Annotated in this window: 22 protein-coding genes and 1 pseudogene; 12 read left to right on the plus strand and 11 right to left on the minus strand. The window is 66.3% G+C overall.

Annotated features, from left to right (window positions below; all coding sequences use genetic code 11):
• Positions 1-232 (minus strand): annotated as a pseudogene (locus CG716_RS29965) (LpqN/LpqT family lipoprotein); the annotation flags it as partial.
• Positions 233-487: 255 nt separating this feature from the next.
• Between CG716_RS29965 and leuS the strand changes: the two are divergent.
• Positions 488-3388, plus strand: a complete 2901-nt coding sequence (gene leuS, locus CG716_RS25370) for a leucine--tRNA ligase (protein ID WP_094483904.1) — start codon at positions 488-490, stop codon at positions 3386-3388.
• Between the two features lie 9 nt (positions 3389-3397).
• On the opposite strand, the gene CG716_RS25375 is transcribed toward leuS, so the two are convergent.
• Positions 3398-4063, minus strand: coding sequence for an SDR family oxidoreductase (locus CG716_RS25375; protein ID WP_094483905.1), 666 nt, complete (start codon positions 4061-4063; stop codon positions 3398-3400).
• An 89-nt stretch (positions 4064-4152) separates the two neighbouring features.
• Between CG716_RS25375 and ggh the strand changes: the two genes are divergently transcribed.
• The gene (gene ggh / locus CG716_RS25380) at positions 4153-5493 is read left to right on the plus strand and encodes a glucosylglycerate hydrolase (RefSeq protein ID WP_094483906.1); all 1341 of its coding nucleotides are present in this window, start codon (positions 4153-4155) and stop codon (positions 5491-5493) included.
• A 1-nt stretch (position 5494) separates the two neighbouring features.
• Here the strand turns inward: ggh and CG716_RS25385 are convergent, their stop codons facing one another.
• The 4 genes from CG716_RS25385 to CG716_RS25400 form a co-directional block, all read right to left on the minus strand.
• A complete protein-coding gene (locus CG716_RS25385) occupies positions 5495-5953 on the minus strand; it encodes a MarR family winged helix-turn-helix transcriptional regulator (RefSeq protein ID WP_094483907.1) in 459 nt (152 codons plus the stop codon).
• A 63-nt stretch (positions 5954-6016) separates the two neighbouring features.
• Positions 6017-6757, minus strand: coding sequence for an amino acid ABC transporter ATP-binding protein (locus tag CG716_RS25390; protein WP_094483908.1), 741 nt, complete (start codon positions 6755-6757; stop codon positions 6017-6019).
• A complete protein-coding gene (locus CG716_RS25395) occupies positions 6757-8550 on the minus strand; it encodes an ABC transporter substrate-binding protein/permease (protein WP_094483909.1) in 1794 nt (597 codons plus the stop codon). The genes CG716_RS25390 and CG716_RS25395 overlap by 1 nt, the downstream gene beginning before the upstream one ends.
• Positions 8551-8594: 44 nt before the next feature.
• Positions 8595-9260 carry a GntR family transcriptional regulator gene (locus CG716_RS25400; RefSeq protein ID WP_094483910.1) on the minus strand — a complete coding sequence of 222 codons (666 nt, stop codon included), beginning with the start codon at positions 9258-9260 and terminating at the stop codon, positions 8595-8597.
• Positions 9261-9375: 115 nt separating this feature from the next.
• Between CG716_RS25400 and CG716_RS25405 the strand changes: the two genes are divergently transcribed.
• Positions 9376-10548: a cytochrome P450 gene (locus CG716_RS25405; RefSeq protein WP_094483911.1), complete on the plus strand. Its 1173-nt coding sequence runs from the start codon at positions 9376-9378 to the stop codon at positions 10546-10548.
• 19 nt (positions 10549-10567) lie between these two features.
• On the opposite strand, the gene CG716_RS25410 is transcribed toward CG716_RS25405, so the two are convergent.
• The gene (locus tag CG716_RS25410; RefSeq protein ID WP_094483912.1) at positions 10568-11356 is read right to left on the minus strand and encodes an LLM class F420-dependent oxidoreductase; all 789 of its coding nucleotides are present in this window, start codon (positions 11354-11356) and stop codon (positions 10568-10570) included.
• A gap of 53 nt (positions 11357-11409) precedes the next feature.
• Positions 11410-12330 (minus strand): Rv0045c family esterase, encoded by a 921-nt coding sequence (locus tag CG716_RS25415; RefSeq protein ID WP_094483913.1) that lies wholly within the window; start codon positions 12328-12330, stop codon positions 11410-11412.
• An 81-nt stretch (positions 12331-12411) separates the two neighbouring features.
• On the opposite strand from CG716_RS25415, the gene CG716_RS25420 reads away from it, so the two are divergent.
• Complete coding sequence (locus tag CG716_RS25420) at positions 12412-13962, plus strand: cytochrome P450 family protein (RefSeq protein ID WP_234818027.1); 1551 nt, start codon at positions 12412-12414, stop codon at positions 13960-13962.
• A gap of 6 nt (positions 13963-13968) precedes the next feature.
• Here the strand turns inward: CG716_RS25420 and CG716_RS25425 are convergent, their stop codons facing one another.
• From CG716_RS25425 to CG716_RS25435, 3 genes are all read right to left on the minus strand, one after another.
• Complete coding sequence (locus CG716_RS25425; protein WP_094483914.1) at positions 13969-15072, minus strand: inositol-3-phosphate synthase; 1104 nt, start codon at positions 15070-15072, stop codon at positions 13969-13971.
• 59 nt (positions 15073-15131) lie between these two features.
• Positions 15132-15677, minus strand: coding sequence for a PadR family transcriptional regulator (locus CG716_RS25430; RefSeq protein ID WP_094483915.1), 546 nt, complete (start codon positions 15675-15677; stop codon positions 15132-15134).
• Between the two features lie 181 nt (positions 15678-15858).
• Positions 15859-16716 (minus strand): DUF1707 SHOCT-like domain-containing protein, encoded by an 858-nt coding sequence (locus tag CG716_RS25435; protein WP_094483916.1) that lies wholly within the window; start codon positions 16714-16716, stop codon positions 15859-15861.
• Between the two features lie 113 nt (positions 16717-16829).
• On the opposite strand from CG716_RS25435, the gene CG716_RS25440 reads away from it, so the two are divergent.
• The 8 genes from CG716_RS25440 (at position 16830) to rplI (ending at position 23885) form a co-directional block, all read left to right on the plus strand.
• Positions 16830-17264: a DUF5318 family protein gene (locus CG716_RS25440; RefSeq protein ID WP_094483917.1), complete on the plus strand. Its 435-nt coding sequence runs from the start codon at positions 16830-16832 to the stop codon at positions 17262-17264.
• 91 nt (positions 17265-17355) lie between these two features.
• On the plus strand, positions 17356-19755 hold the full coding sequence (locus CG716_RS25445) for a transglycosylase domain-containing protein (protein ID WP_094483960.1): 2400 nt from the start codon (positions 17356-17358) through the stop codon (positions 19753-19755).
• Between the two features lie 152 nt (positions 19756-19907).
• Positions 19908-21479 (plus strand): glycosyltransferase family 87 protein, encoded by a 1572-nt coding sequence (locus tag CG716_RS25450; protein WP_234818037.1) that lies wholly within the window; start codon positions 19908-19910, stop codon positions 21477-21479.
• On the plus strand, positions 21448-22086 hold the full coding sequence (locus tag CG716_RS25455) for a DJ-1/PfpI family protein (protein WP_094483919.1): 639 nt from the start codon (positions 21448-21450) through the stop codon (positions 22084-22086). The genes CG716_RS25450 and CG716_RS25455 overlap by 32 nt, the downstream gene beginning before the upstream one ends.
• Positions 22087-22197: 111 nt before the next feature.
• Positions 22198-22488: a 30S ribosomal protein S6 gene (gene rpsF, locus CG716_RS25460; RefSeq protein WP_078021647.1), complete on the plus strand. Its 291-nt coding sequence runs from the start codon at positions 22198-22200 to the stop codon at positions 22486-22488.
• An 85-nt stretch (positions 22489-22573) separates the two neighbouring features.
• Positions 22574-23089 carry a single-stranded DNA-binding protein gene (locus CG716_RS25465; protein ID WP_094483920.1) on the plus strand — a complete coding sequence of 172 codons (516 nt, stop codon included), beginning with the start codon at positions 22574-22576 and terminating at the stop codon, positions 23087-23089.
• 65 nt (positions 23090-23154) lie between these two features.
• Complete coding sequence (gene rpsR / locus CG716_RS25470; protein WP_094483921.1) at positions 23155-23409, plus strand: 30S ribosomal protein S18; 255 nt, start codon at positions 23155-23157, stop codon at positions 23407-23409.
• A 17-nt stretch (positions 23410-23426) separates the two neighbouring features.
• A complete protein-coding gene (rplI, locus tag CG716_RS25475; protein WP_094483922.1) occupies positions 23427-23885 on the plus strand; it encodes a 50S ribosomal protein L9 in 459 nt (152 codons plus the stop codon).
• Positions 23886-24147: the final 262 nt, after the last annotated feature.

Genomic DNA, 24147 nt, shown 5'->3' on the forward strand with positions numbered 1-24147 from the left:
GTACTGGGGCTGCCGCCGGTTGCGGGGGAGCCACCTGGGCGGCTGCCTGATTGACTGGCGCTGATGCGGCCATGGCGTCCGGCGTCACGGTGACCGTGACGGTGGCCGGAGCCGGTTGGATCGGAACGATCGGGTCGGCCGACGCGTTCGCGCCTGCCAGCCCCAATACGGCGGCCGAAGCGGCGGCCACACCCCCTACTGCCACCCGCCAGTTACGGGCAATCGTGATCATCGCAGCTGTCCTTCTCGACTCGGTCGGGCCAGGTGAGACCCCTTAGTCAGGGGCCGACTGTATCCAGCCGCCGAGGGCCGCGGATAGGTCTGGGACAGAGCTGGAACCAACCTTCGACCCCACTGCAACGCAACCGAGATCGCGTCGTTGCCGGCAGTGCGACGACGGTCACACACCGCCGTTACGGGGGTGGGGATCACAGGCGTGCGCAAACGGGTTTTCGGCAGCTCGAGCGGCCCTTATACCCTGTGTGACGTGACCGAATCGCCGACCGCTGCCGCCGTGGACCCCGACGGCTCCGATAGCGATGTGCCGAGGCACCGCTACACCGCCGAGCTGGCGGGGCGGATCGAGCGGAACTGGCAGGAGAACTGGCAATCGTGGGGCACCTTCAACGTGCCCAACCCGGTCGGCTCGCTGGCACCCACCGACGGCGCGGCCGTCCCGGCCGACAAGATGTTCGTCCAGGACATGTTCCCGTACCCCTCGGGGGAGGGCCTGCATGTCGGGCACCCGCTGGGCTACATCGCTACCGACGTCTACGCCCGCTACTTCCGGATGACCGGCCGCAATGTGCTGCACGCGCTGGGCTTCGACGCCTTCGGGTTACCCGCCGAGCAGTACGCCATCCAGACCGGCACCCACCCGCGGATTCGCACCGAAGCCAATATCGTCAACTTCCGTCGCCAGCTGGGCCGGCTGGGCCTCGGGCATGACCAGCGCCGCAGCTTTTCGACCACCGACGTCGACTTCTACAAGTGGACGCAGTGGATCTTCCTGCAGATCTACAACGCCTGGTTCGACGCCGATCAGAACAAGGCGCGTCCGATCGCCGAGCTGGTGGCCGAATTCGACAGCGGCGCACGCGGTCTCGATGACGGACGGTTGTGGTCCGACCTGTCGGCGGGGGAGCGTGCTGATGTCGTCGACAGCCACCGGCTGGTGTACCTGTCCGATTCGATGGTGAACTGGTGCCCCGGTCTTGGCACCGTGCTGGCCAACGAGGAGGTCACCTCCGATGGCCGCAGCGAGCGCGGCAATTTCCCGGTGTTCCGGAAGCGGTTGCGGCAGTGGATGATGCGCATCACCGCCTACTCCGACCGGCTGCTCGAAGATCTCGACGTGCTGGACTGGCCGGACAAAGTCAAGGCCATGCAGCGCAACTGGATCGGCCGCTCTACCGGAGCGTCGGCGCTGTTCGGTGCGGGCGATACCGATATCGAGGTCTTCACCACTCGGCCCGACACCCTGTTCGGGGCCACCTACCTGGTGTTGGCGCCCGAACATGAACTGGTCGACACCCTGGCCGCCACGCAGTGGCCCGACGGGGTGGATGCGCGCTGGACCTTCGGCGCGGCCACCCCTGCCGAGGCGGTGGCCGCCTATCGGCGTTCGATCGCGGCGAAGTCCGATCTGGAACGTCAGGAGAACAAGACCAAGACCGGAGTCTTCCTCGGTACGTACGCGACCAATCCGGCTAACGGGCAACAGGTTCCGATCTTCATCGCCGACTATGTCTTGGCCGGCTACGGCACCGGCGCGATCATGGCGGTGCCGGGTCACGACCAGCGGGACTGGGAGTTCGCGACGGAATTCAGGCTGCCGATCCTGGAAGTCATTCGGCCGGCAGGGCCCGGGGATGAGGTTGCGGGCGGCGAAGTCTCGGAGGCGGCGTACACCGGTGACGGTGTGCTGGTGAACTCGGGCTACCTCGATGGGCTGAGCGTGACGGACGCCAAGAAGGCGATCACCGAGCGGCTGGAGGCGCACGGCCGGGGACGCGCGCGGGTCGAATACAAGCTTCGAGACTGGCTTTTCGCGCGTCAGCGATACTGGGGCGAGCCGTTCCCGATCGTCTATGACGCCGACGGACGCGCCCATCCGCTGCCCGAGTCGGCACTGCCGGTGGAGCTGCCCGATATCGCCGACTACTCACCGGTGATGTTCGACCCCGACGACGCCGGCAGCGAGCCGTCGCCGCCGCTGAACAAGGCCACCGAATGGGTGCACGTCGAACTTGACCTGGGCGACGGTCTGCGGCCCTACACCCGCGACACCAATGTGATGCCGCAGTGGGCCGGCAGCTCCTGGTACGAGTTGCGGTACGCGGATCCGCACAATTCAGAAGAGTTCTGCGCCAAGGAGAACGAGGCCTACTGGATGGGCCCGCGCCCGGCCGAACACGGCGCGGCCGATCCCGGCGGGGTGGACGTGTACGTCGGTGGAGTGGAGCACGCGGTGCTGCACCTGCTCTATTGCCGGTTCTGGCACAAGGTGCTGCATGACCTGGGCTACGTCACATCGCGGGAACCCTACCGCCGCTTGGTGAATCAGGGCTACATCCAGGCGTTCGCCTATACCGATTCGCGCGGCGCTTACGTCCCGGCCGCCGACGTCGTCGAGCGCGACGGCAAGTTCTTCCTGCCCGGCCCAGACGGTGAGACCGAGGTCTTCCAGGAGTTCGGCAAGATCGGCAAGAGCTTGAAGAACTCGATCTCCCCGGATGAGATCTGCGACAACTACGGCGCCGACACACTTCGGGTCTACGAGATGTCGATGGGCCCGCTGGAGGCGTCGCGGCCGTGGGCGACCAAGGATGTCGTCGGCGCCCACCGGTTCCTACAGCGGGTGTGGCGGCTTGTGGTCGACGAATCCACCGGTGAGGTACGGGTTTCCGAGCACGAGGCACTCGACGAGGACACCCTCCGGCTGCTGCACCGCACGATCGCCGGGGTGTCGGACGATTATGCGAGCCTGCGGAACAACACTGCGGCCGCCAAGCTCATCGAGTACACCAACCATCTCACCAAGGAGGGCATCACCGCCCGGGCGGCGCTGGAGCCGCTGGTGTTGATGGTGGCGCCGCTCTCGCCCCACCTGGCCGAAGAGCTCTGGCAGCGGCTGGGTCACCCGAAGTCGTTGGCGCACGGCCCATTCCCAGTCGCCGACCCGCAGTATCTGGTGACCGATACGGTCGAGTACCCGGTCCAGGTCAACGGCAAGGTCCGCGGACATGTCACCGTCGCGGCCGATGCTGACAAGGCGAGCCTGGAGGCGAGTGCACTCGCCGACGAGAAGGTGCAGGCGTTTCTGGCCGGTGCCATCCCGAAGAAGGTCATCGTGGTGCCCGGCCGTCTGGTCAACCTCGTCGTCTAGGGGATTTCGTCAGCGCGGCCGGACCACGACCTGGTGGGTGTGCGCGTCGGGCGGGGTGGCGATCACGTCGGCGACGATCTGCGCGACGGTCGAGGCCTTGAGGTATTTCGCCGGGTTGTACTGGCCGCCCTCGTAGGCGACCAGGTCCTCCTGCATCTCGGTATCGACGCGGCCGGGATGCACGCTGGTGACCCGCAGCTGGGGTTCGTCGGCACGTAACGAGTCGGCGAACGCACGCTGCGCGAACTTGCTCGCCGAGTACGCCGCCAGCCCGGGTGACGCATTGAGCCCGGCGCCGGAGTTGATGAAGACGACGTGCCCGCGGGCCGCCCGCAGTGCGGGGAGCAATGCCAGCGTGAGCGCGACGGGGCCGGTGACGTTCACTTCGAAGCAGGCCCGCCACTGTTCGGGTGTCGACTCGTCGAACCGTCCGGGATGCGAGACGCCCGCGTTGTGGACCAACACCTCGAGTTCCACCAGCGGTTCGGCCGCGGCCTCGATCCCGTCCTGGTCGGTGAGGTCCAACGGCCAGGTGGTCGCCCCGAGCCGGGCGGCCACCGCGTCGAGCCGCTCGGACGGCCGGCCCGCCAGCAGCAGGCTGTGGGTGGGCGCCAGCGCCTCGGCGATCGCCGAGCCGATGCCGCCGCCGGCCCCGGTAATCAGTGCTGTCTTCATCCCCTGGTCGCTCCGCTCCTGCCCGCCGGAAGGCATAGACACAACCCTACCGACCTGCGCTTCCCACCTTCGGGACGCAGAATGAACGCGTGGCATACGACCCGAGTTTCGGACCGACGCAGTTGGCGGCTCGCGCGGCCTACCTTCTGCGCGGCAACGACCTGGGTGTGATGACCTCCGCGGCCCCGCTTCTCTACCCGCACATGTGGAGCTGGGACGCCGCGTTCGTCGCGGTCGGTCTGGCCCCGCTGAGCGTGGAACGCGCCGTCGTCGAGCTCGACACTCTGCTGTCGGCGCAGTGGGCCAACGGGATGATCCCGCACATCGTGTTCGCCAACGGTGTTGACGGATATTTCCCCGGCCCGGCCCGCTGGGCCACCTCGGCGCTGGCGGCCAACGCCCCGCGCACGCGGCACACGTCGGGGATCACCCAGCCGCCGGTACACGCGATCGCGGTGCAGCGCATCCTCGATCGTGCCCGCACCCGCGGCCGTTCCACCCGCGCGGTCGCCGAGGCGTTCCTGGACCGCAGGTGGGCGGGTCTGGTCCGCTGGCATCGCTGGTTGGCCGAGGCCCGCGACCAAGACGAGCACGGCCGTGTCACGCTGTATCACGGCTGGGAGTCCGGCATGGACAACTCGCCACGCTGGGATTCCGCCTACGCCAACGTGATTCCGGGTGTGATCCCGGAGTATCAACGCGAGGACAACCACATCGTCACCGACGCCAGCCAACGTCCCTCCGACACCGAGTACGACCGCTACCTCTGGCTGCTCGAGGAGATGAAGTCGGTTCGCTACGACGACGATCTGCTGCCCAAGGTGATGAGCTTCGCTGTCGAAGACGTCTTCGTCTCGGCGATCTTCTCGGTGGCGTGTGACGTGCTGGCCAACATCGGCGAGGACTACAAGCGCCCCCATGCCGATGTGCGCGACCTGTATTCGTGGGCCGAGCGGTTCCGCACGGGGGTCGTCGAGACTACCGACGAAAGAACAGGGGCGGCAAGGGATTTCGATGTCAGGGCGGGCAAATGGATTGCGACGGAGACGGTTGCGCAGTTCGCCCCGCTGTTGTGTGGCGGGCTGCCGCACGACCGCGAACGCGCGCTGCTGCGGATCCTGGAGGGTCCGCGGTTCTGCGGGCACCCGGACCTCAAGTATGCGGTGATCCCGTCGACGTCCCCGGTTTCCAAGGACTTCCGGTCTCGCGAGTATTGGCGCGGCCCGGTATGGCCGGTCATGACGTGGTTGTTCTCCTGGGCGTTCGCCCGAAGGGGATGGTCGGAACGCTCAGTGCTGCTGCGGCAGGAAGGTCTCCGGCAGGCCAGCGACGGTACGTTCGCCGAGTACTACGAACCGTTCACCGGTGAACCGCTGGGCAGCATGCAACAGTCCTGGACCGCAGCCGCGGTCCTGGATTGGTTGGGTTAAGTCAGCTCTGCGCCTGGTCGGCCAGCCGCTCCAGCGGCCGAAGCGCGGTGGCCAGAGTGTCGCGCTCCTCGTCGGTCAGCTTCGACAGCAGCGCAGCCAGGTTCGCTCGTCGCACGGCCAGCGCCTCGCGGTGTTGGACCAGTCCCTGCGGGGTGACCTCAACGAGAACCGCGCGCAGATCCGAGGGATCCCGCGAACGCTTGACCAGGCCCAGCTTCTCCAGCCGGCGGATCGCGACGGTCGTGGTAGGGGTGCGCACCCGCTCGCGTGCGGCAAGCTCGGTCATCCGGATCGGACCCTGATCGAGCAGGGTCAGCAGGATCGACAATTGCGCGAGTGTGAGGTCCGCGCCGGCGGTACTGGACTTGGTATCGGCGCGACGCAAGACCGAAAACAGCTTCGAGAGCACCCGTTGCAGGTCACCAGACAGGTCGGTGACCTGCGGCTCGGCCTCAATCATAGTTCGCTAGTCTAACCTGTCAGTGCCTGTCAACCGCGATATACGCGGTTTTCACAGATGCACTCACAGAACTTGCGAAAGGAACCGCTGTAGTCGATCGGTTTCGGCGGCGGTGAAGATCTTGTCGGGCTCCCCGGATTCGATGACCTGGCCGTGGTCCATGAACACCACCGAATCCGCCGTCGAGCGGGCGAATCCCATCTCGTGGGTGACCACCACCATCGTCATCCCGTCGGCACCGAGCTCGGCGATGAGTGCCAGAATCCCTTTGACCAGCTCGGGATCCAGTGCTGAGGTGGCCTCGTCGAAGAACATCACCTGCGGGGACATCGCCAACGCCCGGGCGATCGCCACCCGCTGCTGCTGGCCCCCGGACAGGGTGGCCGGCCGCACGTCGGCCTTGTGCCGCAAGCCCACCCGCTCGAGCTGCCCGACTGCCAGCTCCCGGGCCGCGTCGGCCGACAAACCTTTGAGTTTGCGTGGCCCGAGCGCGACGTTGTCCACCACGCTGCGATGCGGAAACAGATTGAACTGCTGGAACACCATGCCGATGCGCTGGCGCAGCTTGTCGGGATCGTCGCGCAGCACGGACTTGCCGTCGAGCAGGATGTCGCCGCGATCGGGCTCGTATAGCCGGTTCAACGTTCGCAGCAGCGTGGATTTGCCGGAGCCCGACGGACCGATGACCGCCGCCGTGCTGCCGGCCGGCACCTCGAGATCGACTCCCCGCAGCACTGCGTTGCCGCCCAAAGTCAGATGAATACCGTTGGCCGCCAACGAAACCGGCTCGGGACGCGATGTCATCACACCATCTCCTGGCTGGCGGTGGCGGGCTCCAGCGGATCCTCGTCGGCGGCTGGCCGGCCGCGGCGCAGCCGGCCGTCGATGTAATTCACCAGGTGCGTCAGCGGAATCGTCAGCAACAGGTAGAACAGGCCCGCTGCCACCAACGGCGACAGGTTGCCGGTCTGGGCGTTGAGGTCGCGGCCCACCTGGAACAGCTCACGCTGGCTGGCCACCAGTCCCAGGAAGTACACCAGCGACGAGGCTTTCAGCAGCGAGGTGAACTGATTCACCAGCGCCGGCAGCACCCGCCGCACACCCTGCGGGACGACCACCAACCGCATCGAGGAGCTGTAGCTGAACCCCAGTGCGCGGGACGCTTCCATCTGTCCGGGGTCCACACTTTGGATGCCGGACCGGAAGATCTCGCCGATATAGGCCGCGGCCATCAGCCCGAGCGCGGCGATGCCCAGCGGGTAGGGGTCGTTGCCGGTGAGCTGACCGACCACCGGCCCGATACCCAGGCCGATCAGCAGGATGATCACCACTTCGGGCAGCCCGCGGAAGATGTCGGTGTAGACCCGCGCCGGCCAGCGCAGCCAGCGCGACCGGGAGATCCCGGCAACGGCCAGCCCCATGCCGAGCACCAGCCCGATGACGGCGGCACTGACCGTCAGCAGCAACGTGTTGGGCAGGCCGGTGGTCACCAGATCGGGGATGGCCTTCTTGTACAGGTTCCAATCCAGGAAGGATTCGCGCAGCTGGGTCAGCACCGGCTTCGGTGCTACTGCTGCCGCGGCGGGCTTCTGGTGGGCGGCGGCGATCGCGGCGAAGTCGGGTAGTTGCGGCATCGGCGCGGCTTTGGAACCCGGCTTCCAGCCCGGCGGCAGCGCACGCGGCACCCATTCGGAGTACAGCCGCGACCAGGTGCCGTCGGCGATGACGGCATCCAGGCCGGCGTTGAGCGCATCGATCAAGGGCTTGTTCTCGTCGGCTACCGCGTAGGCGACGAAATTGTCCAAGCTGAAGGTGTTTTCGACGATCTGGGCGGGATCGCCCGGACGGACGGTGCCCTGTGCCTGTTGCGACGGCGCCACCCACGCGTCGATCTGTCGGGTCTTCAGGCTGGCGTAGACGGTGTTGTAGTCGGGGAACTTCACCGGCTCCAGATGCAGGGTGTCGACGACGTAGGACTCTTGAACGGTGCCTTGCACCACCCCGATGCGCTGGCCGGGTCCGAGTTTGTCGAACCCGGTGATCGCCGAGCCCGACGGGACGACCAGGGAGAAGTAGCCGAAGTCGTAGCCGTTGGTGAAGCCGACCGTGCGCCGTCGCGCGGCGGTGGTAGTGATCGATGACGACCCCACGTCGAAGCGTCGGGCGGCGACCTGGGCGAGCAGGCCGGAGAATTCGGTGCCGACGAAGGTGATCTTGAGGCCGAGCTTGTCGGCGATCGCGCGCAGCAGCTCGTTGTCGAATCCGGTGAACTGCCCCTTGGAGTCGATGCAGATGCTCGGCGGCGCGTCCGAGAGGGTGCCGACGGTCAGCGTGTCTGGGGTGATCAGCCGCAGCGCGTCGCGGTTCACGGCGGTCAGCGGTTCGGTGGTGGCGGTCGTGTACTTGTCGTCGTCGGGCCCTTTGGCCGCGGCCGCCAGATTGGTGGGCAGTGCGCTGGCCGACTCGACTCCGGGCGGTGCGCACTGGTCGGCGCCCGCGGGCGCGGCGGCGACCAGGCCGGCGACCATCAGCAGAACCGCCAGCAGGGCCGCCAGCCGGATGCCGGCGCGCGGTCTCTGGCGCGTGTCGCTGGTCATTATTAGCAAGGTACTGCCGGCGGTGCCCTGGGCACGGCTTGTGATCAGACGGAGTCCAATTCGGTGAACACTCCGTGGCGGTTGAGCTCGACGATCAGTACGTCGGCCATCAGATCGGTGCGGTCCAGGCAGGCTTGCCGCGCCGCGGCCGGGTGGCAGCCGCGGATCGCGGTGTATTCGGTCTCGGCGAGCGGTAGCAGCTGGACGGGGCCGTCGGGGTGGGTGGCCCAGAACTCCTGGGGCATGAAGCTGCGTGACGAACTGATGCTCGCTTTCAGCCGGGGGCCGGCGTATTCGTCGACGAGGACGTCGCGGAACAGGTTGGCGCCGTCGAGGAATTCGCGCGGGTCGTCGGTGTTGCGCAAGACCGACATCGTTCGTTCCATTGCGTCGAGCGCTGCCGGCCGGGGGTCGGTTGCGGCGCGGGCGGCCACCGCACCGATCAGCAGGCCATGCACCTCGTGGTGTTCCCGCAGTACGTCGGCATCGAAGCGATGAACGAACGCGCCGCGGTGATAGCGCGTCTCCAGGATGCCGTCGTGCTCGAGTTGGACGAGGGCTTCCTGCACCGGTACCCGGCTCAGCCCGAGGGCTGCGGCGATCTCGTTGCGGTCGACCCTGTCACCGGACCGCAGCCGTCCAGTGAGAAGGAGGTCGAGGACGTGCGCGACGACCAAGTCCTTCTCTTTGATCCCGTAGCGTTTGGGCATTGTCACTCTCCGGCTCGTCCCGACGACTGGACGCAGGGGCAATCCTTGCCGTTTTCTGGTGATTATCCGGGCGAATCACCGGTAACGAGACTGTTGGTCTCGTTACGCTGCGAGCATGACGACGATGGAACTCCCCGACAGCTTCTATGCGGATGCCCCGGTGGCGAGGGGGCGTACCGCGGCCATGGAGTATCTACGTCGGCCAGGACCGGTGTACCAGGTTGGCAACACGTGGATGATTACGAGTTACGAGGGAGTTCGGTTCGCTCAACGGAACCCCGATTTATTCTCTTCGGCCAAGGCCTTCGACGGGGTCGCCAATGCGATCCAGCTGATCCCGATCGCGATCGACCCGCCTAAGCACGCCGACTACCGCAGGGTGCTCGACCCGATGTTCGGCCCCAAACGGATGGAGGCCATGGATGCCGATCTGCGCGCGCAGCTGCGTGGGCACATCGATCAGTTCGCCCCGCTCGGGCGATGTGACGTGGTGGCCGACCTGTCCTACAAGTTCCCGACCCAGGCGATCCTGACCCTGTTCGGGCTGCCGTTGGAGCACCTGCCGAAGTTCCTGGGGTGGGTGACGGGCATCATCAAGGGTGCCGACGTCTCGTCGCTGGGCAATGAAACGTCGCAATCGGTGATCGATTGCAGCATGGCCCTTTTCGTCTTCCTGCAGGAGCAGCTCGAGATGAAGAAGAGCCACCCGGGCGACGACATGCTCAGCTCGATTCTGGCTCTCGACGGTGACAGCGCGTGGACCGACGCCGAGATCCTGGGTCTGTGCTTCCTGATCATCCTGGCCGGGCTCGACACCGTGACCGGGGCCATCGGGTTCGCGTTGCTGAACCTGGCCAACGATCCGATGCTGCGCCATCGGCTGATCGACGATCCGTCGCTGATCCCGCCGTTTGTCGAAGAGGTGTTGCGGCTCGACGGCCCGGTGCCCGGCGTGCCGCGCCTGACCACAGCCGACGTGGAGGTCGACGGGGTCATGATTCCCGCGAACTCCGCAGTGATGCTGATGCTGTGCACGGCGAATCGCGAAGGCCCCAATGCCCACATCGCCAACGAGATGGATCTGACCGCCAAGTCCACCCACCTGGGTTTCGGCGGAGGCGTGCACCGGTGCCTGGGCTCGCACCTGGCGAGGCGCGAACTGCGGCTGACGATCGAGGAATTCCACGCGCGCATCCCCGACTACAGGCAGGCCGGCGAGGCCACCACGCTGTGGCCCGCCGGCACCTTCGGTCTGGAGTCGCTGCCGCTGGAATTCGACCCCTGCTAGCGAGGCAATCGGGTCTAGGTCAGCGGGCGTCGCGCCAGCGAACCAGCGCCTGCGCCGGACCGAGGTCGTAGTCGGGTCCATTCGCGCCGACGGTCAGCAGCGTGGCGCCGAGCCCGGCCAGGGCCTCGGCGTTGGCTACCAGGGCGTCGAGGTCGTTGCCGCCCTCCACGCCCGCGGACCGTTCGACGGCGGCGGGGTCGCGGCCGACGTCGGCGCAGTGCCGGTCGAGTACCTCGGCCTTGCCCGGGTAGGTCTCGGCATTGGTGAACCCGTGCCAGATGTCGCCGTGCTCGGCGACTAGGCGCAGGGTCTTCTTCTCGCCCTGGCCACCGATGAGGATCGGGATGTCGCGCGTCGGCGTCGGGTTCAGCTTGGCCAGCCGGGACTTGATCCGCGGCAGCGCGGCGGCGAGGTCGTCGAGGCGGCTGCCGACGGTGCCGAAGTCGTAGCCGTACTCGTCGTAGTCCTTCTCTTTCCAGCCTGAGCCGATGCCGAGGATCAGCCGGCCGCCGGAAATGTGGTCGACGGTGCGGGCCATATCGGCCAGCAACTCCGGGTTGCGATAGGAGTTGCACGACACCAGGGCGCCGATCTCGACGCGAGAGGTCTGCTCGGCCCAGGCGCCCAGCATGGTCCAGCACTCGAAGTGCGCGCCGTCGGGATCGCCGTAGAGCGGGAAGAAGTGATCCCAGTTGAAGACGACGTCGACGCCGATGTCCTCACAGCGTCGGACGGCGTCGCGGATCTGGTTGTAGTCGGTGGAATGCTGCGGCTGCAGTTGCACGCCGATACGAATGGGAAAGGTCACGCATCAACCGTACGTTCGGCCAGACCGCGGTATTCCCGTTCGGGCGCACAGATTCAGCCCAGCACCTCGCGCAGGATGTCGACCAGAGCACGGGGCTGGTCGCCCTGGACCGAGTGGCCGGAGTCGGGCACCACGATCACCTTCTGAAAACCCGGTGCGGTGCGGGCGAATTCGTCGGCGTCGTCGTCGTTGACGAAGAACGAGTTGGCGCCGCGCACCAGCGTGGTCGGCATCGTGATCGACGGGACGTCGTCCCACAGGCCGGCGAACGACTCCGGCAGGCCGTCGCCCTTGTCCGCACCTTTGCGGAACGAGTCGTAGCGCCACGTCCAGGTGCCGTCATCCAACTGCTTTGAGTTATGAAAAACACCGCGGCGCAGAGACTCTCGGCTTCGGGTTGGCGAGGCGGCGATGGTCACGTCCAGCATGGCGGCGAAGCTCGGGAAGGTGCGCTCACCTTGGACCAGTGCGACCGCGCCCATCTGCGCCTTGGTCATCTGTTCGTGCCGTTCCGGTGCGGATGGGGTGACGTCGACCAGCACCAGCTTGCGGACTAGATCAGGCGCCGTCGTCGCCAGCCGCAGCGCCGTCAGACCGCCCAGGGACATGCCGACCACCAGGTCGGCGTCGGGGGCCAGGTCGCGCACCACCGGTTCGATTACCGTGGCGTTGAGCTTGGGACCGTAGTCGCCGTCCTCCCGCCACGCAGAGCGGCCATGGCCGGGAAGATCAACGGCCAGAGCGGGAACCCCAAGGCCGAGAATGACGGTGTCCCAGGTGTGCGCGTTCTGTCCGCCGCCGTGCAGGAACACCACGCGCACCGGGTCGGTGCCCCAGCGCACGGTGCTGACGGGGCCGCGGTCGATGCGCTGCACCGGGGGCAGTGCATCGCTCACCCCGGCTTGTTCGGCATTCTCGGGCAGCAGTGCGAACTCGTCGAGTCCGATCAGCTGGTCGTCGGAGATCTCGGTCATGTGTCGACTGTAGGGGGCATCGTCACCGAGAAGGGTGCCCCCGTCACGTATGTTCGACGCGGGTCGAGAGGGGTCATCAGGGTGAAGCAAGTCAAACGGCGGGCGTTCCTGGCCGGTAGTGCCGGTGCTGTGGCCGCGGTGTCGGCCCAGGCGGCGGTCGCGTGCTCGTCGCCGCCGACGGTCGACGCGTCACCGAGCAGCGGTCTGCCGGAAGCCGTTGCGCAGCAGCGCGCCAAGTACGTGGCCGAGTACGGGCCCGACTACGTCGACCACGTCATCGTCCCGCACCTGATGAACCGCGTCACCCAAGGTGAGCGGCCCGTACTGCCGATGATCGACGTCGCGCTGACCAAGGAGAACGCCCTGCCCCGCGATTTGTGGGGTTTGTTGAGCGCGACTTGGCAGCCCAACCCGGAGGAAGGCGTCACGGTCTTCCTGCAGGGCCTGGAGAAGCGTGGACCCGACAACCGGCGCAAGCGGATCTACATGTCGGCCGTGACGCCGGATCTCTACCGGGCGGTCTATCAGCCGAAGGTCGTCGCGTTCTGGAATGAGCTGTTCGCACCGGACAACACCAATAAACCGCTGATGCGGGTGTACCTCGACACGTTCTGGGATCTGTACTGGGACCTGCACCTCGGGGTCAAAGGCTCTGACATCCCGGCGCAGGTGAGGGAGATCGGCACCAGCTTCATGGCGGTGCTGGCCTACCGCGACGTCACCCAGCGAAACGTCCACGACAACTACATGACGGTTCGCAAGAACCTCGACTTCCTGAAGTCCTGGATCGACGACCGCCTGGGCGACATCTCGTCCGGCGTCACACCGAACCCCAAGGCGACGTTCGCCTGGTACTGGCTCACCAACGGTGAGGGCAGCGAGTACTTCAACCACAAGGACGTGGTCTTCGAGTGTTTCCACAACTTCGTCGCGTTCAGCCAGTGGGGCAACAGCCTGTTCAACGTCATGGGCACGCTGGCGCGCGACGCCGGTGATCCGCAGGCCAAGGACTGGTTCGCCAAGACCATGTCCGGAAGCCCCGACACAGGCACACCGTTTCCCCCGCTGGAGCGGTTCGTGATGGAGCTCTTCCGGGTGATCTCACCGAATGGTGGCAGCATCTCGGCCCTGGCCGAAACGTCGCCGCCGCCGTTCGATCGTTATACCTACATGGTCACCCCGCACCCGACGACCAGCCGGGACGCGGTGCAGTGGGTCAATCCCGACGCCTTCGATCCGGAGCGCTACCTGCCGACGCCGACCAGCGCGCAGGTAGACCAGGCCAAGATTCAGCAGATGGGTCTGGCCGGTTGCCCATTCGACCCGGTGGATTGGCCGGTGCGGGACGGCCGGCCGGCGGCGTTGCGCAACAGCGCCTTCGGCACGGTGTTCGGGGTGGCCGACGGCCAGCCGATGCCGGTGTGCGACTACGCCGGCTTCGCGCCGTTCGGCTTTGGTTACCGGCGCTGCCCCGGAGAGCAGCTGACCACGATGGCGTTCGAGGATCTGCTGCGCAAGGTGTGGACCGACCGGCTTGACTTCGTCAAGGTGCGCGGCGATGGTGCCGAGCAACTGCCGGTCGGCCCCACGACGGTCATCGCCGACGACATGGGGTTCGTTCGTCGGCGATGACGCGTCCTACTCGCCGGCGATGAACTCCTCGAGCTGCGTCCGCGCGATATCGTCGGGCAGCTGCTTGGGCGGACTCTTCATCAGGTAGGCCGAGGCTGGGACGATCGGGCCGCCGATGCCGCGGTCCTTGGCGATCTTGGCCGCACGCACGGCGTCGATGATGATGCCGGCAGAGTTCGGCGAATCCCACACCTCGAGCTTGTACTCCAGGGTCAGCGGCACGTCACCGAACGCGCGGCCCTCGAGCCGGACGTAGGCCCACTTGCGGTCGTCGAGCCAAGCGACGTGGTCCGACGGGCCGATGTGGACGTTCTTGTCCTCGATCTTGCCTGCCAGCGAGCCGGTCAGGTTGGAGGTGACGGCCTGGGTCTTGGAAACCTTCTTGGACTCCAGGCGCTCGCGCTCGAGCATGTTCTTGAAGTCCATGTTGCCGCCGACGTTCAGCTGATAGGTGCGGTCCAGCGTGACGCCGCGGTCCTCAAAAAGCTTGGCCATCACGCGGTGGGTGATGGTCGCGCCGACCTGGCTCTTGATGTCGTCGCCGACGATCGGCACACCGGCGTCCTCGAACTTCTTGGCCCAGACGGGATCCGAGGCGATGAAAACCGGCAGCGCGTTGACGAACGCGACCTTGGCGTCGATGGCGCACTGCGCGTAGAACTTGTCGGCCTCGTCCGAGCCCACGGGCAGGTAGGACACCAGCACGTCGACTTGAGCGTCCTTGAGGATCTTGACCACGTCAACGGGCTGCTCGTCGGAGATCTCGATGGTCTCGGCGTAGTACTTGCCGATGCCGTCCAGCGTCGGGCCGCGCTGCACAACGACGTCGGTCGGCGGCACGTCCGCGATCTTGATGGTGTTGTTCTCCGAAGCGAAGATCGCCTCGGACAGATCGAAGCCGACCTTCTTGGCGTCCACGTCGAACGCGGCGACAAACTTCACGTCACGTACGTGGTAGGGGCCGAGCTTCACATGCATCAGGCCAGGAACGGTGGCGTTCGCGTCGGCGTCCTTGTAGTACTGCACGCCCTGGACCAGTGAGGACGCGCAGTTGCCGACGCCGACAATGGCGACCCGCACATCTGTCGACGCTCCGTTGTGCTCCGTCATGGGACGTTCTCCTAACTCGTACTTCTACTGGCTGCTGTTCAGGTACTGCGGCGGCCGCGTCAGGCCTGGTCTGGATGGCTTTGCGCCACCCGCTCAGCGGCAATCAGCTCGTTGAGCCACTTGACTTCCCGCTCGCTGGACTCCAGGCCCAGCTGATGCAGTTGTCGGGTATAGCGGTCGAGCGAATTGCTCGCCCGGGCGATGGCCTCCCGCAGACCTTCGCGGCGTTCTTCCACCTGGCGCCGGCGGCCTTCAAGGATCCGCATCCGGGCCTCGGCCGGTGTGCGGTTGAAGAACGCCAGGTGCACACCGAAGCCGTCGTCGGTGTAATTCTGCGGACCGGTATCGGCCACCAGCTCGGCGAACCGCTGGCGTCCGGTATCGGTCAGCTGATACACCCGGCGGGCACGGCGCAACACCGTTGTTCCCGCGGGTGCGGTGTCCTCGACGATCAACCCGTCGGTCTGCATCCGACGCAGCGCCGGGTAAAGCGAGCCGTAGGAAAAAGCGCGGAACGCCCCCAGTAAGCCCGTCAGCCGCTTGCGCAGTTCGTAGCCGTGCATGGGGGATTCGAGGAGAAGACCCAAGATGGCTAGCTCCAGCATCGGGTCACCTCCTTTGCTCGGCCGTTACGGCGATTCGACACCTCTGGCGATAGTATCGGAGCGATATATTTAACGCTACTTGAACGCCGTGCGAGCGGGCGTTGAGCGGGCGTTGAGCGGTGAGCGTCACCCCAGCGTTGCGTTCGACGCCGAACGTCACCTCCGGCGTCATGCTCGCGGGTTAGGGGTAGTTGACCTGTTTGACCGAGCCGTCCGGATTCAGCTGGATGTAGCCGCTACCGAAGTCGCTGGAGACGTAGACCGAGAGTGACACCGTTCCGGGCGCGGTGATATCCCGGGTCGGCTCGATGATCAGATAGGTGCTCTTGACGTCGCCGGGCTTCACGTTCAGCGTCTCGGGCGCACCCCGGATGACGCCGACGACGGCCTTGGCGTCGAACTTGGCGAGGTCCACCAGCGTGGTATCGCTGCCGGCCCCGGATGTGCTCGGGTCGCCCCAGCCGCCGCGATAGGTGTAGCTCAGTTCACGACGGTCATCAGTGGGATCGGGACGGGTCAGCGACGCGTAGTCGGGATAGATCACCAGCCGGTAGCCGTTGGTGTCGCCGAACTTCTTCTTCATCTGCTCGAGCAATCCGGTGAGCCCGCCGAGTGACTGCAGCTGGCGCGGCGGGGTCAGGACCACGGGAGCCACCCCGTCAGGCTTTGCCCCCGGGTCGGAAGTGAAGCTGAGCGGCGAAGGCGTGTTGCCGTAGAGGCCCCAACCGATGCCGATCCCCAGCACGATCAGCACGGCCATGACGGCGATGCGGATGCCCCAGGTGCCGCCGGCGCCGGGCGCCGCCGGCAGCCGCGGCTTCTTCAGCGTCGGCAGCTGCACCGGCGCGTTGGCGGTCTGCAGATCCGAAACCAGGGCCCGCAGGTCGCCCAGCGTCGTGGCGTTGGTGGCGCCCTTCACCCGCTGCTCGTGTTCGGCCATCGAAAGCTGCCCTTCGGACAGTGCGGTGTCCAGGATCTGGCAGATGTCGTTGCGGTCGGAGTCCTTGGCGCGAGTGCTGGCTGTCTGCGAAGTCGCCACGGAGAGTGATCGTAAGAGTTCGACGGGCAAGAACGCAGACCAGGCGCACAATCCGGCGCCGCAGCGAGTTGGTTGCGTGTCGGTGTCTAGATCCCCGACGTACTCTGGTCAACGTGCGATTGCAGCGACAGGTGGTGGACTACGCCCTTCGGCGACGCTCCCTGCTGGCCGAGGTGTACTCCGGGCGAACCGGCGTCAGCGAGGTTTGCGATGCCAATCCCTACCTCTTGCGCGCCGCCAAGTTTCACGGCAAGACCAGTTCAGTGATGTGTCCGATCTGCCGCAAGGAGCCGCTCACGCTGGTGTCCTGGGTGTTCGGCGATCACCTGGGCGCGGTCTCCGGATCGGCGCGCACCGCCGAGGAACTGGTGCTGCTGGCGACGAAGTTCGACGAGTTTTCGGTACACGTGGTGGAGGTATGCCGCACCTGCGAATGGAATCACTTGGTCAAGTCATATGTGCTCGGAACGCCGCGTCCCACCAACGGGACGCGTGGACGCCGGCGCACCTCGACGGCGCGCTCCGGTGCGCGTACGGCCAGTGAATAGCGAAGGGCGTCACGACCGGCCTGCCACGGATGTCCACTCGGGATCGGGGGCCGATGATGCGTCCGCTCATTCCGAGCCGCCGACGACGAAGATCCCGACCTCTGGCGACGGAGGCTCGCCCGGGCCGCCTCGCACCGCGCCCCGCAGGCAGGTACCGCCCGACGACCGGCTGACATCGATCATCGAGCCGGTGCGTGACGACACCACGCCGCTGCTGCGCGACCCGATCGACGTCGTCAAGGCGGCTTTGGACGGGACCCCGCCGCCGAAGTTCCCGCCGCCTCCGCCGCCGCGTCCGACCGGTGGCGGCCCAGGTGGCCCCCCACCGCCGCCCACGCCGACCTTCTCCCAGCAGATCAACTGGAAGTGGGTGCGCCGCTCGCTGTACCTGTGCGTCGTGGTGCTCGTCGTGCTGCCGATCGTCACGTTCGGCATGGCGTACATGATTGTCAAGGTCCCCCAGCCGGGTGACCTGCGCACCAATCAGGTATCGACGATTCTGGCCAGCGACGGCTCGGAGCTGGCGAAAATCGTTCCGCCGGAAGGCAACCGAGTCGACGTCAGTATCGACCAGGTGCCGGTGCCGGTGCGCAATGCGGTGATGGCCGCCGAAGACCGTGACTTCTATACCAATCCGGGGTTTTCGTTCTCTGGCTTCGCCAGGGCACTGAAGAACAATCTTTTCGGTGGCGACCTGCAGGGCGGGTCGACGATCACCCAGCAGTACGTGAAGAACGCGCTCGTGGGTGACGCTCGCTCGGGTGTCGGCGGCGTGGTGCGCAAGGCCAAGGAACTCGTCATCTCCACGAAGATGACGAGCGAATGGTCCAAAGACGAAGTGATGCAGGCGTACCTGAACATCATCTATTTCGGTCGCGGCGCCTACGGCATCTCGGCGGCCTCGAAGGCCTACTTCAACAAACCTGTCGAACAGTTGACAGTCGCCGAGGGAGCCCTGCTGGCGGCGCTGATCCAGCGGCCATCGACGCTGGATCCGGCGATCGATCCCGACGGCGCGGCCAAGCGCTGGAATTGGGTCCTAGACGGCATGGTGTCGATGGGTGCGCTGTCCAAAGAGGAACGCGCCCAACAGGTCTTCCCGCCGACGGTGCCGCCCGAACAGGCCCGCGCGGCCAACGTCACCACGGGGCCCAACGGTCTGATCGAACGCCAGGTCACCAAGGAAATGCTCGATCTGTTCAACATCGACGAGCAGACCCTGAACACCCAGGGACTGCAGATCACCACGACGATCGACCCTCAGGCACAGCAGGCCGCCGAGAACGCGGTGACGAAATATCTGGACGGCCAGATGCCGGACATGCGCTCGGCGGTGGTGTCCATCGACCCGAAAACTGGTGGGGTGAAGGCCTATTACGGCGGAGATGACGCCCAGGGCTTCGACTTCGCGCAGGCCGGCTTGCCCACGGGTTCGTCGTTCAAGGTGTTCGCGTTGGTGGCCGCGCTGGAACAGGGGATCGGGCTGGGCTATCAGGTCGACAGCTCGCCGGTGACCCTCAACGGCATCACCATCACCAACGTCGAGGGCGAGGGTTGCGGGGTCTGCAATATCGCCGAGGCGCTCAAACGATCACTGAACACCTCCTACTACCGGTTGATGCTCAAGCTGAAGAACGGTCCGTCCGACGTCGCCGATGCCGCCCACCAAGCGGGGATCGCCGAGAGCTTCCCGGGGGTGGATCACACGCTGTCCGAGGACGGCAAGGGTGGGCCGCCGAACAACGGTGTTGTGTTGGGCCAGTACCAGACTCGGGTGCTCGACATGGCCTCGGCGTACGCGACGCTGGCCAATTCCGGCATTTACCACAAGCCGCACTTCGTGCAGAAGGTCGTCAACTCCCGCGGCGAGGTGCTGTTCGACGCCAGCACGGCCGACAACAGCGGAGAACAACGCATCCCGAAGGCGGTCGCCGACAACGTGACCGCGGCCATGCAGCCCATCGCGGGATATTCCAGGGGTCACAACCTGGCCGGCGGACGGCAGTCGGCCGCCAAGACGGGGACCAACCAGCTCGGTGACACCGGCGCCAATCGCGACGCCTGGATGGTGGGCTACACCCCGTCGCTGTCCACGGCGGTCTGGGTTGGCACCACCGACGGCACGCAGCCGCTGGTCGACAAGGGCGGCGGCCAGGTCTATGGCTCGGGCATCCCGTCGGATATCTGGAAGTCGACGATGGACGGCGCGCTGAAGGGCACCGACAACGAGTCCTTCCCCAAGCCGACCGAGATCGGTGGCTACGCCGGTGTGCCGGCCCCGCCTCCGCCTCCGCCCGCCCCGCCGTCCGTGCAAGTGATCCAGCCCAGTATCGAAGTGGCGCCTGGCATTACGATCCCGCTCGGACCGCCGACGACGATCACAGTGCCCCCAGGTGCGCCGGGTCCGCCGGGGGTCCCCCTACCGGGGGCCCCGGATGCGCCCGCACCCGTTGGCGGTGGTGATCCCAACGCGCCGCCTCCGCCGCCATGATCGACGACAGGGTTGGTGATGACCAACCACAAGATTTTTCGGCCGACCGGCTGGCCCATGAGCCGGCCGGCGGCTTCTTAGTGGGGTCCGGCCGCGCGACCGTGTCACCGGCGCCGTTGGCCCTCGACCGGCGCAGCGCCGACGACCGTGACATGCCCAGCCGCACCGACACTTTGGGCGCCGCGCTCTCGGAGGTGGTCGGCGGCCCGGTGGGTCGGCACGCGCTGATCGGCCGTACCCGGGTGTTCACCCCGCTGCGGGTGATGTTCATGATGGCGCTGGTGGTGCTGGCTCTGGGCTGGTCCACCAAGTCGCCGTGCCTGCAGTCTGTCGGCGACGGTCCGCCCGACCAGCGGGTGGCGAACTGGCAGAACCAGCGCGCCTACTTCGAACTCTGCTACTCCGACACCGTGCCGTTGTACAGCGCGGAGTTGTTGAGCCAAGGCCGTTTTCCGTATAAGTCGAGCTGGCTCGAGGTGGACTCCAGCGGCCGGCCGCAATTCCAGTACGACGGTAAGGCCGCGGTCCGGTACATGGAGTATCCGGTGCTGACCGGGGTCTACCAGTACATGTCGATGGCATTGGCCAAGACGTACACCGCGGTGGCCAAGATGGCGTCGCTGCCGGGGGTTGCCGAAGTGGTGTTGTTCTTCGACGTCGCGGCGTTCGGTCTGGCGCTGGCCTGGTTGACGACGGTGTGGGCGTCGTCGTGGTTGGCCGGCCGGCGGGTGTGGGACGTCGCGCTGGTGGCGGCATCGCCGGTCCTGGTGTTCCAGGTTTTCACCAATTTCGACGCGCTGGCGACGGCTTTGGCGATCGGCGGGCTGCTGGCCTGGGCCCGGCGCAGGCCGGTGTTGGCGGGCATTCTGATCGGCCTCGGGGTGGCCGCGAAGTTGTACCCGGCGTTGCTGCTTCTGCCGTTGCTGCTGCTGGCGATCCGCAGCGATCGGATGCCCGATGCCGCACGGACGGTGGTGTCCGCGGTGGGTGCCTGGTTCGTGGTGAACCTGCCGGTGATGGTGCTGTATCCGCGCGGCTGGTCGGAGTTCTTCCGGCTGAACTCCCGCCGTGGCGACGATTTGGACTCGCTCTACAACGTGGTGAAGTCCTTCACGGGTTGGGGCGGCTTCGACACGAATCTCGGGTTCTGGCAGGCACCGCTGATCCTCAACGCGTTCGTGGCCGTGTTGTTCCTGTTGTGTTGTGCGGCAATCGCCTACATCACGTTCACCGCCCCGCAACGGCCGCGGGTGACGCAGCTGGCGTTTCTGACGGTGGCGGCTTTCCTGCTGGTGAACAAGGTGTGGAGCCCACAGTTCTCGCTGTGGCTGGTGCCGCTGGCGGTGTTGGCGTTGCCGCACCGGCGAATCCTGTTGGCGTGGATGACCATTGACATGCTGGTGTGGGTGCCACGGATGTTCTACCTGTACGGCGAAGGGAACAAGGGCCTGCCGGAGCAGTGGTTCACCGCGACGGTGCTCGTGCGCGATATCGCGGTGATCGGGCTGATGGTGTTGGTGGTGCGTCAGATCTACCGGCCCGACCTGGACCTGGTGCGTTGGGACGGCCGGGTGGACGATCCGGCCGGGGGAGTGTTCGACGGCGCGCCGGACGCACACCCGACGTGGTTCCCGCGGTGGCTGCGCCCGCGCGTCACGGCTGACTCCGCGCCCGAAGTGCAAGAGGAGCCGGATGCAAGTCGCGATAGCACTGTTCCCGCGTAACACCGCGCTGGACGCGATCGGCCCCTACGAGGTGCTGCAGCGGATCCCGTCGATCGACGTCGTGTTCGTCGGGCATCGCCACGGTGAGGTCCGCAGCGACAACGGCATGCTCGGGCTGACCGTCGACGCCACCTTCGACGAGGTCACCAAGCCCGACGTGCTGGTGTTCCCAGGCGGGATCGGCACCCGCACTCTCGTCGGGGATTCCGACGTCTTGGACTGGATTCGCGATGTGCACCGCAACACGGTCTTCACCACTTCGGTGTGCACGGGCAGCCTGATGCTGGCCGCGGCGGGCTTGCTGACCGGGCTGACCGCCGCCACGCACTGGCGCGCCACCGAGTTGCTGGAGTCCTTCGGTGCGCTCTACACCGCGGACCGCGTGGTCGAGCATCTGCCGCAGCGGATCATCACCGCGGCGGGAGTGTCGAGCGGCATCGACATGGCGTTGCGACTGGTGGAGTTGCTTGTCGGCGCGGAGGCCGCGAAGGCCAGCCAGCTGATGATCGAGTACGACCCGCAGCCGCCGTTCGATGCCGGCGCGGTCGAGAAGGCGTCGGACGCGACGCTGCAGCTGGCGCTGGAGTACTACGGCCACCGGGCCTGATTTCGCTGATCAGCCTGCTCTCCGGTAGCCTAGCCAGGTTGCCGACGCAGGCGACCCTTCTGTCACGGATCGACCGTGGCCGTTACGACCATAGGAGGTGATGAGGTTCCCATGCGTCCATATGAAATCATGGTCATCCTTGACCCCACTCTCGACGAGCGCACCGTAGCTCCGTCTCTGGATACGTTCCTGAACGTCGTCCGCACTGACGGCGGCACTGTGGACAAAGTCGACATCTGGGGTCGGCGCCGCCTGGCCTACGAGATCGCCAAGCACGCCGAAGGCATTTATGCCGTCGTTGATGTAAAGGCCGAACCGGCCACCGTGTCCGAGCTCGACCGTCAGCTCAACCTGAACGAGTCGGTGCTGCGGACCAAGGTGATGCGGACCGACAAGCACTAGTCACGCCAGTGGATAAAGCTCGCCGCGCGTCGGAGCTAGTAACTAGGCTCGCGGTGAATCCATCCGCCTATGCCAGGAGGACCTTGTGGCCGGTGACACGACCATCACCGTCGTCGGAAATCTGACCGCCGACCCCGAACTGCGGTTCACCCCGTCCGGTGCAGCCGTCGCCAATTTCACGGTGGCGTCCACACCGCGGACGTTCGACCGCCAGAGCGGGGAGTGGAAGGACGGCGAAGCGCTGTTCTTGCGCTGCAACATCTGGCGTGAGGCGGCCGAGAACGTGGCCGAGAGCCTGACCCGGGGGTCGCGTGTCATCGTGACCGGCCGGCTCAAGCAGCGGTCCTTCGAAACCCGTGAGGGCGAGAAGCGCACCGTCATGGAGGTCGAGGTCGACGAGATCGGCCCGTCGTTGCGTTACGCCACCGCCAAGGTCAATAAGGCCTCGCGCAGTGGTGGCGGGGGCGGCGGTGGCTTCGGCGGAGGCAGTGGCGGTGGCGGTGGCTCCCGTCCGGCGGCCAGCGAGCCTGCTGACGATCCTTGGGGCAGCGCCCCGGCGTCGGGCTCGTTCGCCGGTGGCGACGACGAACCGCCCTTCTGACACACCCAACGAAAACCTTTGCGCGCCACAGGCGCGCTACTGCGAAGAACGAAAGAGATTGACCCATGGCCAAGTCCAATAAGCGGCGTCCGGCACCGGAAAAGCCGGTCAAGACCCGCAAGTGTGTGTTCTGCTCCAAGAAGGGGCAGGACATCGATTACAAGGACACGCAGCTGCTGCGTACCTACATCAGTGAGCGCGGCAAGATCCGTGCCCGTCGGGTGACCGGCAACTGCGTGCAGCACCAGCGCGACATCGCGATTGCCGTCAAGAACGCGCGTGAGGTTGCTCTGCTGCCGTTCACGTCGGCGGCACGGTAGAGAACGGAAGTATCGACATGAAGCTGATCCTGACCGCTGAGGTCGACCATCTCGGCGAAGCCGGGGACACCGTCGAGGTGAAGGACGGGTACGGCCGCAACTACCTGCTGCCGCGCGGCCTGGCCATCGTGGCGTCGCGTGGTGCGCAGAAGCAGGCCGACGAGATCCGTCGCGCCCGCGAGACCAAGACCGTGCGCGACCGTGAGCACGCCGACGAGATCAAGGCCGCGATCGCGGCGCTGGGCTCGGTCCAGCTGCCGGTGAAGGCTGCCGGGGACTCAGGCAAGCTGTTCGGCTCGGTGACCGCCAACGACATCGTCGTGGCGATCAAGAAGGCCGGCGGCCCCAACTTGGACAAGCGCACCGTGCAGTTGCCCAAGGCACACATCAAGGCGACGGGCCCGCACACCGTCGGCGTGCGTTTGCACCCCGAGGTGAACGTCGACCTGACCGTCGACGTCGTCGCGCAGAGTTAGCCGTAAGCGTCAATTCCCTCCGGTGGCGGCCCTTCGAGGTCGCTCCCGGGGAATTGCTGTGTTTCTGGCGAACACATTTTGGGCGCCGCGCCTCAGCTAATCTAACCGGCCGTTAACCTCGCGCATAAGCTCCGGCAATACAACACGCCCGAGACCGCAACCGGGGCCGACACGCCGATGAACTTGCCATCCACAACGCACAGGTCGGGTTACTCTGCCCTCAGCTGGGCAAATGGCACGAAAATAACCCGTAATCCACAGG

This window comes from Mycolicibacterium sphagni (assembly GCF_002250655.1).
Lineage (GTDB): Bacteria > Actinomycetota > Actinomycetes > Mycobacteriales > Mycobacteriaceae > Mycobacterium > Mycobacterium sphagni.

Bases quoted from the DNA above. Each gene is read 5' to 3' on its own strand.
- CG716_RS25375 (WP_094483905.1), bottom strand. From the start codon at position 4,063: ATGAAGACAGCACTGATTACCGGGGCCGGCGGCGGCATCGGCTCGGCG.
- CG716_RS25385 (WP_094483907.1), bottom strand. From the start codon at position 5,953: ATGATTGAGGCCGAGCCGCAGGTCACCGACCTGTCTGGTGACCTGCAA.
- CG716_RS25390 (WP_094483908.1), bottom strand. From the start codon at position 6,757: ATGACATCGCGTCCCGAGCCGGTTTCGTTGGCGGCCAACGGTATTCAT.
- CG716_RS25395 (WP_094483909.1), bottom strand. From the start codon at position 8,550: ATGACCAGCGACACGCGCCAGAGACCGCGCGCCGGCATCCGGCTGGCG.
- CG716_RS25400 (WP_094483910.1), bottom strand. From the start codon at position 9,260: ATGCCCAAACGCTACGGGATCAAAGAGAAGGACTTGGTCGTCGCGCAC.
- CG716_RS25405 (WP_094483911.1), top strand. From the start codon at position 9,376: ATGACGACGATGGAACTCCCCGACAGCTTCTATGCGGATGCCCCGGTG.
- CG716_RS25415 (WP_094483913.1), bottom strand. From the start codon at position 12,330: ATGACCGAGATCTCCGACGACCAGCTGATCGGACTCGACGAGTTCGCA.
- CG716_RS25425 (WP_094483914.1), bottom strand. From the start codon at position 15,072: ATGACGGAGCACAACGGAGCGTCGACAGATGTGCGGGTCGCCATTGTC.
- CG716_RS25430 (WP_094483915.1), bottom strand. From the start codon at position 15,677: ATGCTGGAGCTAGCCATCTTGGGTCTTCTCCTCGAATCCCCCATGCAC.
- CG716_RS25450 (WP_234818037.1), top strand. From the start codon at position 19,908: ATGCCCAGCCGCACCGACACTTTGGGCGCCGCGCTCTCGGAGGTGGTC.
- CG716_RS25455 (WP_094483919.1), top strand. From the start codon at position 21,448: ATGCAAGTCGCGATAGCACTGTTCCCGCGTAACACCGCGCTGGACGCG.
- rpsF (WP_078021647.1), top strand. From the start codon at position 22,198: ATGCGTCCATATGAAATCATGGTCATCCTTGACCCCACTCTCGACGAG.
- rpsR (WP_094483921.1), top strand. From the start codon at position 23,155: ATGGCCAAGTCCAATAAGCGGCGTCCGGCACCGGAAAAGCCGGTCAAG.
- rplI (WP_094483922.1), top strand. From the start codon at position 23,427: ATGAAGCTGATCCTGACCGCTGAGGTCGACCATCTCGGCGAAGCCGGG.